Annotated in this window: 14 protein-coding genes, 1 tRNA gene and 1 other RNA gene; 14 read left to right on the plus strand and 2 right to left on the minus strand. The window is 61.5% G+C overall.

All coding sequences use genetic code 11. The features are described 5' to 3' along the window. The first annotated feature begins 1 nt into the window (after window position 1). The 12 genes from BJI47_RS15000 (at window position 2) to BJI47_RS15055 (ending at window position 10783) form a co-directional block, all read left to right on the plus strand. On the plus strand, window positions 2-934 hold the full coding sequence (locus tag BJI47_RS15000) for a mechanosensitive ion channel family protein (RefSeq protein ID WP_176224873.1): 933 nt from the start codon (window positions 2-4) through the stop codon (window positions 932-934). Beyond that, complete coding sequence (locus BJI47_RS15005; protein WP_088944446.1) at window positions 931-1422, plus strand: hypothetical protein; 492 nt, start codon at window positions 931-933, stop codon at window positions 1420-1422. Before BJI47_RS15000 ends, BJI47_RS15005 begins: the two co-directional genes overlap by 4 nt. 61 nt (window positions 1423-1483) lie before the next feature. Next, complete coding sequence (ftsE, locus tag BJI47_RS15010; RefSeq protein ID WP_088944447.1) at window positions 1484-2173, plus strand: cell division ATP-binding protein FtsE; 690 nt, start codon at window positions 1484-1486, stop codon at window positions 2171-2173. 226 nt (window positions 2174-2399) lie between these two features. Beyond that, a complete protein-coding gene (gene ftsX, locus BJI47_RS15015; RefSeq protein ID WP_084346911.1) occupies window positions 2400-3305 on the plus strand; it encodes a permease-like cell division protein FtsX in 906 nt (301 codons plus the stop codon). Window positions 3306-3507: 202 nt separating this feature from the next. Next, window positions 3508-3981, plus strand: a complete 474-nt coding sequence (gene smpB / locus BJI47_RS15020) for an SsrA-binding protein SmpB (RefSeq protein ID WP_084346912.1) — start codon at window positions 3508-3510, stop codon at window positions 3979-3981. Window positions 3982-3989: 8 nt separating this feature from the next. After that, window positions 3990-4841 carry a DMT family transporter gene (locus tag BJI47_RS15025; RefSeq protein WP_088944448.1) on the plus strand — a complete coding sequence of 284 codons (852 nt, stop codon included), beginning with the start codon at window positions 3990-3992 and terminating at the stop codon, window positions 4839-4841. Window positions 4842-4920: 79 nt separating this feature from the next. After that, window positions 4921-6297 carry an NAD(P)H-binding protein gene (locus BJI47_RS15030; RefSeq protein WP_088944449.1) on the plus strand — a complete coding sequence of 459 codons (1377 nt, stop codon included), beginning with the start codon at window positions 4921-4923 and terminating at the stop codon, window positions 6295-6297. Between the two features lie 94 nt (window positions 6298-6391). Then, window positions 6392-6762, plus strand: a transfer-messenger RNA (tmRNA) gene (gene ssrA / locus BJI47_RS15035). Between the two features lie 180 nt (window positions 6763-6942). Next, window positions 6943-8583, plus strand: a complete 1641-nt coding sequence (gene pgm, locus BJI47_RS15040) for a phosphoglucomutase (alpha-D-glucose-1,6-bisphosphate-dependent) (RefSeq protein ID WP_088944450.1) — start codon at window positions 6943-6945, stop codon at window positions 8581-8583. Then, entirely contained in the window at window positions 8580-9806 is a 1227-nt protein-coding gene (locus BJI47_RS15045; protein ID WP_254900614.1) for an MFS transporter, read from the plus strand. The genes pgm and BJI47_RS15045 overlap by 4 nt, the downstream gene beginning before the upstream one ends. A 55-nt stretch (window positions 9807-9861) precedes the next feature. Next, a complete protein-coding gene (locus BJI47_RS15050; protein ID WP_176224874.1) occupies window positions 9862-10614 on the plus strand; it encodes a thioredoxin domain-containing protein in 753 nt (250 codons plus the stop codon). Between the two features lie 96 nt (window positions 10615-10710). Next, a tRNA-Ala gene (locus BJI47_RS15055) sits at window positions 10711-10783 on the plus strand. Between the two features lie 144 nt (window positions 10784-10927). On the opposite strand, the gene BJI47_RS15060 is transcribed toward BJI47_RS15055, so the two are convergent. Together BJI47_RS15060 and BJI47_RS15065 are read right to left on the minus strand one after the other, a co-directional pair. After that, window positions 10928-11275, minus strand: a complete 348-nt coding sequence (locus tag BJI47_RS15060) for an Lsr2 family protein (RefSeq protein WP_088944451.1) — start codon at window positions 11273-11275, stop codon at window positions 10928-10930. A 174-nt stretch (window positions 11276-11449) separates the two neighbouring features. After that, window positions 11450-13150: an FAD-dependent oxidoreductase gene (locus BJI47_RS15065; RefSeq protein ID WP_088944452.1), complete on the minus strand. Its 1701-nt coding sequence runs from the start codon at window positions 13148-13150 to the stop codon at window positions 11450-11452. A 253-nt stretch (window positions 13151-13403) separates the two neighbouring features. On the opposite strand from BJI47_RS15065, the gene BJI47_RS15070 reads away from it, so the two are divergent. Together BJI47_RS15070 and BJI47_RS15075 are read left to right on the plus strand one after the other, a co-directional pair. After that, window positions 13404-14447, plus strand: coding sequence for an N-acetylmuramoyl-L-alanine amidase (locus tag BJI47_RS15070; RefSeq protein WP_088944453.1), 1044 nt, complete (start codon window positions 13404-13406; stop codon window positions 14445-14447). Window positions 14448-14458: 11 nt separating this feature from the next. After that, window positions 14459-15514: a GTP-binding protein gene (locus tag BJI47_RS15075; RefSeq protein ID WP_088944454.1), complete on the plus strand. Its 1056-nt coding sequence runs from the start codon at window positions 14459-14461 to the stop codon at window positions 15512-15514. The last annotated feature ends 17 nt before the right edge of the window (window positions 15515-15531 follow it).

The following is a 15531-nucleotide window of genomic DNA, read 5'->3' on the forward strand; positions in this document are numbered from 1 at the left end:
CATGACAGCTGGCAGTGCGGTGCACGCTCTCTCTTCAGGAATACCGGACGATCTTCAACTGTGGCTCAGCGGCCGCGGTTTGGAAATCGTGCTGTACATACTCGGCGGCATGCTGGTGGCCAGGTTGATCAGCTGGACCGGATCAAGAATCACCACGCGGATCGACTCGAACTACCAGCACAGCGACGCGCTGGTCCGGTCCGAGGCAGCCAAGCACCGGCACGCACTCGCTCAAGTGATCACCTGGGTTGCGGTCGCCATCGTCTACATACTCGTCACCATCGAAGTTCTCCGACGCTTCGGATTTGCCGTCACCTCGCTCGTCGCACCCGCAACCGTCCTGGGTGCAGCGCTCGGCTTCGGCGCGCAGCGCGTAGTGCAGGACATTCTCGCCGGGTTCTTCATCATCACCGAACGGCAGTACGGGTTCGGTGATGTCGTACAGATCGCCGTCCTCGGCTCGGCAGAAGATGCCGAGGGGACCGTCGAGGACGTCACGTTGCGTGTCACGCGGGTTCGTAGCGTGGACGGTGAAGTGATCACCGTTCCGAACGGGCAGATCGTCAAAGCGATCAACCTGTCGAAAGACTGGGCACGGGCGGTGGTCGATGTTCCGATTCCTTCCACTGCCGACCTCACGCACGTCAACGAAATTCTGCGACGCGTCGGGCACGCTGCCTTCGCCGACGCCAGACTGCGAAAATTGCTGCTCGACGAGCCCACCGTGATGGGTGTGGAGAGCATCGAAGTCGATCTGGTGCATGTGCGCCTGGTGGCGAGAACGTTGCCGGGCAAGCAATTTCAGGTCGGACGCGAACTGCGTGTTCGGGTGGCAGCAGCGTTGCAGCCCGAGGGAATCAGTGTGGCCCCGGACATCTCGACTGCCGGAGTCGCACCCGACTCTGCCCAAGGCGATCGAGGGGCGGACAGATGACCGAAGCGAACACCGAAACCGATCGTTGGACGCGCCACTGGAAGATTCCCTCGCGAATCTTCGGGCGTGCTCGGACTTCGACAGTGGCCCTCGGAATCTGTTTCGTGCTGACCGCACTGCTCTACGGTCAGGTACGGCCTGAGCCGGAAGGAGCGGTGACCGGCCCGACTCCGGTCGACACCGGTCAATACCAGAACCGTCTCCCGAGCGACGTTCCAGAATCCCTACCGCCGTCGAGCAGCGTCCCGCCATCGCCGAGCGGCGACTCCACGACATCGCAAGACCCGTCGGACACAAGCGGCACACCGGAGGAGCCTGGGCAGCAGCGGCAACCGGGGCAGCAAAGAGAGCCAGGGTCGTCGACCGGAGAATCGGGCAGTACGACCTCGCAGGTTCCCACCTATTTGCCAGGTATCACCGTTCCTCCGCAACTGCGATCGCTGTATCCACAGGCGCCTACCACCTCAGCCCCGTCGAGCACCCCATGACATTCGAATCGCGGTCCTCACTTCGGTCGGCTACCCGCCGGTAAGGACTACACTGCGAGCCGTGATCAGCACCACGAATGTGTCCAAGTCGTACAAGACGTCGACCAGGCCTGCTCTGGACAACGTGACCGTTTCCGTGGACAAGGGCGAGTTCGTCTTTCTCATCGGCCCTTCCGGTTCGGGCAAGTCGACGTTCATGCGCCTTCTTTTGAAGGAAGAGAGTCCGACCTCAGGGGACATCCACGTAGCGGACTTTCACGTCAATCGGCTCTCGTCACGGCGGGTTCCACGGTTGCGGCAGAGCATGGGGTGTGTTTTCCAGGACTTCCGGCTGCTCCAGCAAAAAACCGTCGTCGAGAACGTCGCATTCGCCTTGGAAGTCATCGGCAAGCCGCGCTCGATGATCAAGCGGACAGTGCCCGAGGTTCTCGAACTGGTCGGGCTCGGCGGTAAGTCCGATCGCTTGCCCTCCGAACTGTCCGGCGGCGAACAACAACGCGTCGCGATCGCACGCGCATTCGTCAACCGACCGCTGGTTCTCCTGGCCGACGAGCCGACCGGAAACCTCGATCCCGACACCAGCCAAGACATCATGATGCTGCTCGAGCGGATCAACCGAACCGGCACGACTGTCCTCATGGCTACCCATGACAATCACATCGTCGACTCGATGCGGCGACGCGTCGTGGAACTGGACAACGGCCGAGTGGTGCGAGACGAGGCTCGCGGGGTCTACGGCGTGGGCAGATAGCGTCTCCGGTCGTTCCGCAGGCTCCACTCCTGGACAGCGGGTCGTTCCGCAGGCTCCACTCCCGCAGCCTTCGGGTCGTTCCGCAGGCTCCACTCCCGCAGCCTTCGGGTCGTTCCGCAGGCTCCACTCCCGCAGCCTTCGGGTCGTTCCGCAGGCTCCACTCCCGCCGGCACGCCGGCTGACATGACCTTCTCGACCGCACACACCGAAGGGCCCGGATTCCGCGATGCGCGCAAGTTTTATTTTCAGTGAGGTTCTGACCGGACTTCGCCGCAACATCACCATGACAATCGCCATGATTCTCACGACCGCGATCTCGCTCGGCCTGTTCGGCGGCGGTCTGCTGGTCGTGCAGATGGCAGGAAAAACGCAACAGATCTTTCTCGATCGCGTCGAGGTGCAGATATTCCTCACCGACGACATTTCCGCGACCGACCCGGAGTGCGCGCAAGAAACATGCGCGGCGCTTCGTAGCGACCTGGAGTCGACCCCCTCAGTCGTGTCCGTCGAATACCTGAACCGGGATGACGCGGTCAAGGACGCGACCGAACGTGTCTTCAAGGACCAACCCGAGTTGGCACAGTTGGTCAGCCCGGACAGCTTCCCAGCGTCGTTCAAAGTGAAGTTGAGCGATCCCGAGCGGTTCGGCGTCATCAACGACAACTTTGCCGACCGTCCAGGAGTGCAGAGCGTGCTCAACCAACGCGACCTGGTCGAGCGGCTCTTCAGTGTGTTGAACGGGGTACGCAACGCCGCCTTCGCTATCGCCATCGTGCAGGCGATCGCCGCAGTTCTATTGATTGCCAACATGGTTCAGATTGCGGCGTTCACCAGGCGTACCGAGGTCGGGATCATGCGACTGGTCGGCGCAACACGGTGGTACACGCAGTTACCGTTCCTGCTCGAGGCCGTCGTCGCGGCGATCATCGGATCGGCACTCGCAATCGCAGGACTGTTCGGTGCCAAGAACATCTTCATAGACGACGTACTCGCCGACGTATACGAAGCCAACATTCTCGCGCGTATCTCCAACAGCGACGTGCTGCTGGTATCACCGTTCCTGGCCCTCGTCGGAATCGGTATGGCGGCCGTGACTGCCTACATCACGCTGCGCCTCTACGTCAGAGAATAGATCCGCTCCGGCTGATTCTGGTCACTCCGCGGGCTCCGCTCCGGCTGATTCTGGTCACTCCGCGGGCTCCGCTCCGGCTGATTCTGGTCACTCCGCGGGCTCCGCTCCGGCCGGAAGAAAACCGATTGCGCACCGGTTCTATGCTGGAGCGGCTGTGTAAACGAACGCACACGCCTTCCCGCGTTCGAGAAAGGGCCCTGCAGTGAGAGAGAAGGGCCGTAAGGCCATCGCGACCAACCGAAAAGCGCGACACAACTATGCGATCCTCGATGTCTACGAGGCCGGTGTCGCCCTTGTCGGAACCGAAGTGAAGAGTCTTCGCGAAGGCAAAGCATCCCTGGCCGACGCTTTTGCGACTGTGGATGACGGTGAGGTGTGGCTCCGCGGACTGCACATCCCCGAGTACACGCAGGGCAGCTGGACCAACCATGCACCGAGGCGCACTCGGAAGCTTCTTCTACATAAGCGAGAAATCGAACGACTGGCGGGCAAGGTCAAGGAAGGGAGCCTGACGATCGTCCCGCTGTCGATGTATTTTTCCGATGGCAAGGTCAAGGTCGAACTGGCCTTGGCCAGAGGTAAACAGGATTACGACAAGCGTCAGGACTTGGCGCGCCGCACCGCCGAGCGCGAGGTGACGCGCGAACTCGGACGTCGTATCAAGGGTATGCGCTGACAGCAATCCTGCTCGCGCTCGTCGCAGCCGTCGGCTATGGAGTCAGCGACTTCGTCGGCGGAGTCGCATCGAGGCGGGTAGCCGCACTTCGGGTCGTCATCGTTTCTTACCCGTTCTCTTTGGTCGTCGTCTTGCTGATAGCCCCATTCGTCGGCGGCACCGTGTCGTTGGTTCCGATGCTGTGGGGGCTGGCGTCCGGTGTCGCCGGGGGACTTGCCGTGTGGTGGTTCTATCTCGCTCTGGCGTCGGGACCGATGGCCGTCGTGTCGCCGCTGACGGCCGTCCTCGTCGCCGGTATACCAGTGCTCGCTGGGCTCCTGATCGGCGAAAGACCCGGCATACTCGCATTTTGCGGAATTGCCCTTGCACTCGTTGCGGTCGTCTTGGTGAGCAAGGAGTCGCCGGACGAGGCGACTGGCGAGGTGGCGGGCGGTCGCGACATGAGATTCACTCGTACGGTCGCCTGGCTCACGGTCGGCTCGGGCATCACTTTCGCGATGGCGTTCATCTGTCTCCATCAGATCGGTGAAGGGTCTGGGCTGTGGCCACTAGCCGCGTCGCGAGCCTCGGCGACCGCCGTGGTGTGGAGCGTCGCCTTGGCAACCGGCCACTTTTCCGCCACCCATGGAAGTGTTCTGAAACTCGCGGCGTTCGTCGGCGTGCTCGACGTCGTCGCGAACGCCGCGCTGCTCTACGCCTACCAGGGTGGGATGCTCTCGCTTGTCAGCGTCATCGCGTCGCTGTATCCGGCGGCGACGGTGCTGTTGGCGATGGTCATGCTCGGCGAGCGTGTTGGTCGTCTGCAGCAGATCGGAATGGTCATAGCTCTCGGTGCGGTCGGGATGATCGCCGTCGCGTGATGGTCCGATTCCGGTTGGGTGCACATGATTGCCGTGCCGATCCCGGTTGAATCACCCACTACGGGGGTATCAGGGGTTGATGACCGCCAACATCGACTCGACCCCGCTTCGCGTGCTTGTCACCGGAGCGACGGGCTATCTCGGAGGACGCCTCGCTCCGCGGCTTCTCGACGCTGGTTACACAGTGCGAGTGTTGGCGCGTAACCCTGACAAGCTGGACGGTGTTCCGTGGGCAGACGACGTCGAGATCGCGCAGGGTGACCTCAACGATCGAGATTCTCTGAAGGCTGCGTTCGCGGACGTCGACGTCGTCTACTACCTCGTCCACTCGATGGGCTCGGTAGGCCACGACAATTTTGCGGACGCCGAGCGTGCCGGCGCCGAGAACGTCGCCGAGGTCGCCGCTGAAAGCGGAGTGGGAAGAATCGTCTACCTCGGCGGATTGCACCCCACCGACGGCCAGCTGTCGGAGCATCTGCAATCTCGCGCCGAAGTAGGTCGGATTCTCATCGAATCCTCGGTCCCCACCCTGGTGCTCCAGGCTGGCGTCGTGATCGGTTCGGGATCGGCGTCGTTCGAGATGATCCGGCACCTGACGAACCGTCTACCGGTCATGACTACGCCGAGATGGGTGCACAACAGGATTCAGCCGATAGCGGTGCGAGATATGCTCCACTACCTCATCGGTGCCGCTGAGGCCGATCTGAAGGAGAGCCGAACGTTCGACGTCGGAGGCCCCGACGTCATGGAGTACGGCGAAATGATGAACATTTACGCAGGAGTGGCCGGGCTGCGCCAGCGTCGGATGGTGGTGCTGCCGGTGTTGACGCCGCGTCTCGCCGGCCATTGGATCGGACTGGTCACCCCGATCCCGCGCGGACTGGCCATGCCACTCATCGAATCTTTGCAATTCGACGCCGTCGCACACGAAATGGACGTCGATTCGATCATCCCTCGACCTGCAGGTGGTCTGACCTCGTATCGAGACTCCGTTCGTCTCGCGCTGCGGAACATCGAGGAAGGGGAGACCGAAACGACGTGGTCCGACTCCGACTCGGCGCAACCGTCCGATCCACTGCCGACCGATCCGACGTGGGCAGGCGAGGTCGTCTATCGCGACAACCGCAGCGTATTTCTCGGTAGCGGGCCCAGCGAGATCCGTAGTCGACTGCGAGGCGCTGTCGAATCAGGTGAATTGAAGGGTTGGCGTCGGGAGGACCGTGACGGGGAAAACTCGGGTGAGGTGCGGTTGCGGTCTACCGCATCACTGCCTGGCGACGCGCGGATGCACTACCGAGTGATATCGGCGGGTGGTGGCACTCGACTCGAACAGCGAACCTATTTCTTCCCACGCGGACTCGCAGGGAGAGTGTTCTGGTACGGGTCACTGCCGGCCCGCAAGGTCCTGCTGGGCCGTACGTTGCAGGCGGTCGTCGGGCAGGTCGACCGCGCCTGACGCACCGCGGTTGGTATCCCGATGGGTATCGGGATGATTCTGCTCGGCGCACGCGTTACACTGACAAGCCGGAGCACAGTGTTTCGGAACATACGGGGCTGAACGGTTTCGACTTTGTATGTTGAGTCAGGGGAAGCGTGTCGGTGCAGGCGAGAGACCACCGTAAGCGTCATCGCAAAAATATAAGCGCCGATTCCAATCAGCGCGACTACGCACTCGCTGCCTAAGTAGCGACTGCGTGTCTGTCAGTCCGGGTTTGCCCTCGGTCCGGGTACTGGCATCAGCTAGAGGGCTTACCGATTCACTCGGCCACGGAGTGATGAGGAAAATCAAACAGTGGCTGGGATCGTCATCCTGGCTTGTTTGCGAGATCGGGAGATCCAAGTAGAGGCATAGCAGACTGCACACGGAGAAGCCCTGGCAATGCAGCAGAGGACCCGGGTTCGATTCCCGGCAGCTCCACGCAGACGCCGGGCCGCACAAGAGCACCAGCTCTCGAGCGGCCCGGCGTTTTTCTGTATGCCAGTCTCCTTGGCGCTCCGCATCTCTGTACACGTCGCCGGATCGCAGGTGCGCCGACGCGAATCATCGCCGGGGAACTAGTGTTGTCCGGGAGTTGACTCTGCGACAAGAAGGAGGCGCATCATGGCGCACGAACGAGCTGGTTCCATTGCTCTGCCTGAGGATCTCGTCGATCTCGCGCAGCTGGTCACGGCCTACTACTCGCGTACTCCGGACATGTCGGATCCGGGCCAACACGTCGTTTTCGGGACGTCCGGTCACCGCGGATCGAGCCTGGATACGGCGTTCAACGAGGCCCATATTCTCGCAACGACGCAGGCGATCGTCGAATACCGCGCGGCGCAGGGCATCGCCGGCCCGATGTTCATCGGTCGTGACACGCACGCACTGTCCGAGCCCGCCTGGACCACCGCGTTGGAAGTTCTTGCCGCAAACGATGTTTCGGTTCTCGTCGACTCCGGAGATCGCTATACGCCGACGCCCGCAGTCAGTCACGCGATTCTGCGCTACAACTCGACCGGATCTTCGGCCAAGGCCGACGGCATCGTCGTCACACCTTCACACAATCCGCCGCGTGACGGCGGTTTCAAGTACAACCCTCCGCACGGTGGCCCCGCGGACAGTGACGCTACGTCCGTGATCGCGGACCGTGCGAACGAGCTTCTGCGAGGTGGACTGGCAGGTGTGAAGCGTGTGTCGTTGGCGACCGCACTCAATACCTCGGTGGACAAGTACGACTTCCTTGGAACTTACGTCGAGGATCTGCCGAATGTCGTAGATCTCGACGCGATCAGGTCGGCCGGGGTGCGCATCGGTGCCGATCCGCTCGGTGGTGCGAGTGTCGACTATTGGCAGGCGATAGCCGAGCGTCACAACCTCGACCTCACTGTCGTCAATCCACTCGTCGACGCGACTTTTCGCTTCATGACGCTCGATACCGACGGAAAGATCCGAATGGATTGTTCGTCTCCCAACGCGATGGCGTCGTTGATCGCAGCACGGAACTCGTACGACATCTCCACGGGAAACGACGCCGACTCGGACCGCCACGGAGTGGTGACACCTGACGGTGGTCTGATGAATCCCAATCACTACCTGGCCGTTGCAATCGACTACCTCTTCACCCACCGGACCGGCTGGCCGCCGAACTGCAAGGTCGGAAAGACCTTGGTGTCGTCTTCGATGATCGATCGTGTCGTCGCAGGCCTCGGTAAAGACTTGCTCGAGGTCCCTGTCGGATTCAAATGGTTCGTGCCTGGACTCCTCGACGGCAGTCTCGGATTCGGCGGCGAGGAGTCGGCGGGAGCGTCGTTCCTGCGAACCGACGGGCGGGTATGGACGACGGACAAGGACGGCATCATTCTCGCGCTGCTCGCCTCCGAGATCACCGCTGTCACGGGCAAAACGCCGTCCCAGCGCTACGCCGACTTCACTGCGCAGTACGGCAGTCCCGTGTACGCACGGGTCGACGCGCCGGCTTCCCGTGAGGAGAAGGCCGTCCTGGCGAAGCTCTCCGCCGACCAGGTCACGGCAACCGAACTTGCGGGGGAGAAGATCACGGCCACACTGACTACCGCACCAGGTAACGGCGGCGCGATCGGGGGACTGAAGGTGACCACCGAAAACGCGTGGTTCGCCGCACGTCCATCGGGAACCGAGGATGTCTACAAGATCTACGCCGAATCGTTCAAGGGCGAAGATCATCTCGCGCAGGTTCAGACCGCTGCGAGAGAACTGGTGTCGCAGGCACTCGACCGATCGTGACAGCTCCGAAACCGACCGACGGTGTGAAGGGCGGCGCACTGCCGTCGCAAATCTGGGTCCTGATCTCGGCGAGCTTCGTGATTGCTCTCGGATTCGGCATCGTCGCACCGGTCATTCCACAGTTCGCCACCGAATTCGGTGTCGGTGTCGTCGCTGCGTCGGCGGTCATCAGCGTGTTTGCGGCGATGCGACTGTTGTTCGCGCCTGCCAGCGGTCTTTTGGTGCAGAAGCTCGGTGAGCGACCGGTGTACCTGGCAGGTCTGTTGATCGTGGCTGCATCGACCGGCGCCTGCGCATTCTCCCAAACCTATTGGCAGCTCCTGATCTTCCGGGGGCTCGGCGGTATCGGCTCGACAATGTTCACGGTGTCGGCTTTGGGTCTTCTCATCCGAATGAGTCCGGCGGACAGCCGCGGACGCGTATCAGGGTTCTACGCGACGAGCTTCCTGATGGGGTCGATCGGTGGCCCGCTCGTCGGCGGCGCGGTCGTCGGATTGGGTTTACGAGCACCCTTCATCATCTACGCAATCGCTCTGATCATCGCGGCTGCGGTCGTCTTCTTCAGCCTTGGCAACGTCGATTCGACCGAATCCGAGCACGATTCTGCAGTACCGATGATGTCGCTGCGCGCTGCGTTGAAAGTGCCCGCCTACCGGGCTGCTCTTTCCTCGAATTTCGCGACGGGGTGGGCAGTGTTCGGTGTTCGCGTTGCGTTGGTTCCGCTGTTCGTCGTTGCGGTGCTCGACCGCTCGGCTGCAGTGGCTGCAGTGGCGCTGGCGGTGTTCGCCGTTGGAAATGCCCTCGTGCTGATCACCTCCGGACGACTTTCCGACGTCCGCGGGCGAAAACCATTCGTCGTCGCAGGCCTCATCGTTGCGGGTGTGGGAACCGCAGCCATCGGTCTGACGGATAACGTGGCGCTGTTCATGATCGCCTCCTTCGTTGCGGGTTTCGGATCCGGTTTGATGACACCGGCGCAGCAGGCCTCGGTGGCCGACATCATCGGCTCCCGTGCACGCGGTGGTCCGGTTCTCTCGACATTCCAAATGGCATCCGACGTCGGGGCAATTCTCGGCCCCATCGTCGCCGGCGCAGTGGTCGAGTACTACTCCTACGGAACGGCCTTCGTGATGTCCGGGGCGATTCTGCTCGCGGCGGCGGTGTGGTGGCTGTTCGTGACGGATACGGCGAGCGCGGCAAGAGCTGCTGCCCGTAAGCAATGAAGTGCTTCCCGGCACCTCGCGCCTCGGCCGGGTAGCGCTCCGTACTATTTCCACCGTGAGCCAAAAAAGAACATCGAGTGCGAAGTACACCCCACAACCGACGTCCAGTACCTCTACGTACGTTCTGGCCGCGGTGGCGGTACTCGTGGTCGCTGTGGTCGTCGTCGTGGCGGTCATGTGGCAGCGCGGCAGTGACACCCCGCGCAACGACGGCTACGGCACGGTCAAAAATGCGAATGTGGAATTGACGGTTCTTCCCGATGGCGTAGTCCAGCTCGCAGTAGCAAATGCCGCACCGGTCGTCGACCTGTTCGAAGATCCGATGTGTCCCTTCTGCGGTGATCTGGAAGTCGAGCACGGCCAGGAGTTGGCCCAGAAGATCGACGACGGTGCGGTAGCCGTCCGATATCACCTGGTTGTTCTTCCTCAACTGGACGCTTCTTCGGCGAGCGGTAGCTACTCGAGTCGGGCGGTTGCTGCGTCTCATTGTGTAGCCGCATCGGAGAATGCCATCGTTTATTCGGCATTTCACGCGGGACTGTTCGGCACAGAATTCCAACCCGAAGAAAACGGTGATTCCGACCGCACCGACACCGAACTCGCCGACCTTGCCCAGAAGGGTGGCGCAGCAGAGGCGACCACGCAGTGCATTCTGTCCGGCGCGATGACCGAAGTGGCCGCAGCAGATGCGGAGAGCGCCCGTGAAGCCCTGTCCGCGGCCGGCGCAGCCGGAACCCCCGGTGTTCTCGTCGATGGTCAGGTCGTCGATGCTCTCCGTGACTCTTCCTGGATCGAATCGATCGGCTGATCGGGCAGTTGCTGTCCCAGCAGCGGATTTGTAGCAGTGTGCGGCCATGGTGTAACTTCGTTCGAGCAACCGCAGAACAGCGCGGGTGTGCAGTACGGGGCTATGGCGCAGCTGGTAGCGCACCACACTGGCAGTGTGGGGGTCAGGGGTTCGAGTCCCCTTAGCTCCACCGAGTTCGTCCTGAAGGAAGTACACGCAAGCCCTGACCGGTGATTCTGGTCAGGGCTTGCGCTGTTTGTGGCGATGAACGAGTAAATGGGGGCCACCTCGTGGTGACCCCCATTTACTTACCCAGACGTGCTGCAGCCCCGGGTCAGTGAGCAGCGTCGAATGCGTTCTCTACGTCCGAAGGAATTCGGCCCCGTGCCGAAATGGTGTATCCGTTGGATCTTGCCCACTCGCGGATAGCCTTCGTCTGATTGGCATCGCGCTTTTGGCCGGACGAGGTGGCACCGACGGCCTTCTTGGGCCGTTTGCCGCCGACACGGGCCGAGTGTTCGATGTAGTAATCGAGCTTGCGGTGGAACTCTATGGCGTTCTTGTCGCTGAGGTCGATTTCGTAGCTGACGCCGTTGACGGAATAGCTTATGTGCTCTCCGCCGGAGTCGATCGGCTTGTCGTCGATATCGTCGACCAGTTGAACATAAACTTTCTTGGCCATTCTGGAGGTCTCCAATGATCAATCGGGATGAATCCGCGTAGAACTCAGGAAACTATACGACCGAACCCTCGAATATTCCATATCAGCGACCGTGTATCCGAAGTTCATGTATTCGATTGTCCAGTAGAAATCTACGATATCGACGAACAAGTTCTCGAAGCCGAATTATTGGAATCAGGATAGATCCGTACTCGGAGGCTGAGCTGCGAGTCTCATCTCGTCCAAGCCGACGAACTTCACGCGAGGACGCCCAGCGTCTTTTCCAGCCGAAACCTCTGCTTTGTCGATGCGTGCCCACGCGGGAAAGTCCAGTGCGTCGGGTGCTTTCTTCTCCAGCAATAGGTCGAGTTCCGCTCGATCCGCGCGGGAGCGAGGAAGACGGTCCGCCGCTATGTCTTCCAGTAGGCTCCGAACAGTCTCGGCTGCACACTTCTTGTTGGTTCCGATCACGCCGGTGGGCCCGCGCTTTATCCAGCCTGTTGCATAGGTTCCGGAAACCGGTTCGCCTGCATTGTCGATCACGCGGCCTTCTTTGTTGGGAATCACGCCGACACCGGAATCGAACGGAACGCCTGGTATCTCGCTTCCGTGATAACCGACCGAGCGCAGAATCAGACCGGTGTCGAGCATCTCTTCGGTCGAGGTTCGCTCGGCTTTCACCGTGCCGGACTCATCGGTCCGCAGTTCGTTGTGTATCAGACGAACAGAGGTTACCGATTCTTCTCCGAGTATCTCGTCAGGGGAAACACAGAAACGAAGGACTATGCGCTTCCGGTTCGGTTCGGCTCCATGGCTGGCTCCGGCTGCAATCTCGCGAGCCAGTTCCACCTTCAACGCGGTGGAGGGTTCGGCGGTGCCTGCTTCCAGAGCCGCCAGTGTGGTGGCATCTGGTTCGGCTTCGTCGGCTGACAACACGATGTCGATGTCGGCAGCATTCATCAACCCGATCAATTCGGGGTTGGTGTATGCCGCCTGGGCGGACCCGCGTCGACCCAGAACTACCACCTCGCGGATCTTGCTGCCTCGCAAGGCCTCCAACGCGTGGTCGGCGATATCGGTGTTCTCGAGTTCGGCCGGTGAAACCAGCAGAACACGAGCGATGTCGAGGGCGACGTTTCCGTTGCCTACGATGACTGCTCTTTCGCTCGTCAGGTCGTAGCTGCGGTCGGCGTAGTCGGGATGGCCGTTGTACCACCCGACGAACTCGGCAGCTGCGTGAGAGCCGGGAAGATCTTCCCCTGGGATTCCGAGGCGTCGATCGTTGGAGGCACCCGTCGCGTAGATGACCGCATCGTGGTGTTCGAGAAGTTCCTCGTGCGAGATCTCGGTGCCGATCTCGACGCCGAGATGGATCCGTACCGACTTCTTGCCGCCGACCGCGCGGAAGAGATCGGTCACCGCCTTGGTGCCTGGATGATCCGGTGCTACGCCCGCACGAACGAGCCCGTACGGGGTCAACAGGCGGTCGTACATCTCGACCTCGATACCGCGGATGGACGCGAGTTCGGTGGCGGCATAAAACGCCGCAGGGCCCGATCCGACGACGGCAATTCTTCGGCCAGTGAAGTCGACGCCTTTGAATGGCGAACCGACCGCGTTGTACCCATTGCTCTGCATCGGGTGGAATTGGAAGTAGTTGGCATTGATCCCGAGGTATCGCTCTTGTTCGGGCTCCAATTCGTGGTCGGCGCGGATGGCGTCGACGGGGCATTCGTCCACACAAGCACCACAATCGATACAAGTGTCCGGATCGATGTGCAGCATCTCCGAGGTCATGAAGCCCGGTTCGTCCGGCGTGGGGTGAATACAGTCGACTGGACACACATCGACGCACGATGCGTCGTTGCAGCAGGGTTGGAGAATCACGAACGTCATGAACCTGTTCTACCGCTAGATGCACAACTGCGTGGCCGGTTCACTACTCCTACTGCAACGGTTCGGTGTCGACTTGCTCACATTCCGCTTGCAGATTCGGATCAGCCGGTATCGCGCGACCAACTCGGCCTCACTTTTTGTTTGACTTGTAACGAAAGTGTCTGCTGTTGCTGGTGTGCCACAGAGGCTACTGATTCGCGATGTGGAAGGGGAGTGGCACGCTCGACTTCGTCGGAGTGTGTCCAACTGCTTGATGAATAGAACCTCTGTGCTCGGCGTGCTGTCCGCAGGTGTGTTGGCCGGCGCGCTGATGATTCCTGCATCAGTGTCGGCCGCCCCTTCGGGCCTGGAGCTCGACGGCAAAACGGTCTTCGTGGATCCCGGTCACCAAGGCGCGGGCCACGCCGAGAATCTGGCTGCGCAGGTGGACGACGGCCGCGGCGGTACCAAGGACTGCCAGACATCAGGGATGACCACCGTCGACGGCGTCGCCGAACACACCATCAACTGGAACGTCGCTCAGCTGGTGAAATCGAGTTTGGAAAGCCTCGGTGCCTCCGTCGTCATGAGCCGTACCGACGACTCTGCGTGGGGCGGCTGTGTCGATGACCGAGCACGAGCGGCCGGTGCGTCCGGGGCGGACGTCGCTGTCAGCATCCATGCGGACTCGACGGCTGTGGGCACCGATGAAGACAAGCTCGGGTTCCACCTGATCGTCCCAACGCTCCCCATTCCCGACGCGGCTGCCAACGCGGCCCAGTCGGGCGGTGGTCTGGCCGCATCGAACCTGATGCGTGACGCGTATGAGCGAGCCGGGTTCAGTGCCGCCAACTATGCGGGGATTGTGGACGGACTGCAGGATCGTTCCGACATCGCCGGGCCGGCACTGACCAGTGTGCCCTTGGTTTTCGTCGAGATGGGAAACGGCTCCAACCCTGTCGACGCTGCTGTGCTCGAAAGCCCGGAGGGGCAGCTGAAGCACGCCATCGCGATCTCCACCGGGCTGATCGACTATCTCCTCGGCCCGAACACCACTGTCGCGGCACTACCGGTGGAGGATGGACCGGAAGCACCGTCCGACTCGGCCACGGCGACCCCTGCTGCTGGTAAGCCGAAGCTCGAAGCCGCCCCGACTTCGGCCGGGGGGAGTCCGCTCGCGCGCTTGCTTGCCGGGATCGCACCCTACGTCGATTCCGTCGGGATCGACGGATTGTCGGATCTGGTGACCGACGACAACGTTCGGTCGGTGTCGAACTTCGCGCAGGGCCTGCTGAAGCAGATGCTCGCAACCGAGTAGCCTCACGACTCGTGGCGCGTGCACTCGGAGACCGAAGGATTCCCGTAATTCTCGTCTCAGGATTTCTCGGTGCGGGCAAGACGACGTTGCTCAATCACCTGCTTCGCCACAATCGAGGAATTCGCATCGGAGTCATCGTCAACGACTTCGGCTCCATCAATATCGATTCGATGATGGTTGCCGGTCAAGTCGATTCGATGGTGGCTCTCGGTAACGGGTGCATCTGCTGCGCCGTGGACATCGACGAAATGGACTCGATGTTCGACGTCCTGTCCGAGCCAGCGAGAGCACTCGACGTGATCGTTGTCGAGGCCAGTGGCATCGCGGAGCCGAGAAGCCTTATTCGAATGGTGCTGGCCAGCAACAATTCTGCGATCGTCTACGGCGGCCTTGTCGGAGTCGTCGATGCAGTCGAATTCGGAGCCACCGTCGAACGGCATTCCGAGATCGAACAACACCTCCGACTCGCAGACCTCGTGGTGCTCAACAAGACCGACCGACTCGACGATGCCGAGGCGGCCGCGGTTCTCGACAGTGTCCGCGGGAGAGTCGGAGACGTCCCGATCATGGCGACCAGACATGGCCGCGTCGATGCAGCGTTGCTCTTCGATGTACCGACACGTGCTGACGACAGAAGCTCGGCACGGCAATTATCGTTCGACGAGGTGCTGTACGAGGACGACGATCACGACGACCACTCGCAGCATCTGCACGCCGCCTATACGACTACGAGCTTCGAGACCGAAGAGCCGATGGACCCGCGCCGCTTCATCGAGGTGATGGAGAATCCGTCGGGAGAGGTCTACCGCGCAAAGGGTTTCGTATATTTCGGTGTGGATGGCTACGCGGGGAAATACGTACTCGGTACGGTCGGCCGTCATATCCGACTCGAATCGACCACGTGGGGCCGCGACGAGCGAAGAGCGACCTCACTGGTAATGATCGGAACGGATATCGACGAAGAATTGGTCGAGGTCCGCCTGCTCGACTGCATCCGCCGGGCCGGGGACCCGACCGATCGAGCAGCGATGCTACCGGTTCATCGATACACGCCGAATCCGGCGTGAACAGACACCCTGCTGCA

Origin of the sequence: Rhodococcus sp. 1168 (genome assembly GCF_002091955.1) — a bacterium.
Lineage (GTDB): Bacteria > Actinomycetota > Actinomycetes > Mycobacteriales > Mycobacteriaceae > Rhodococcoides.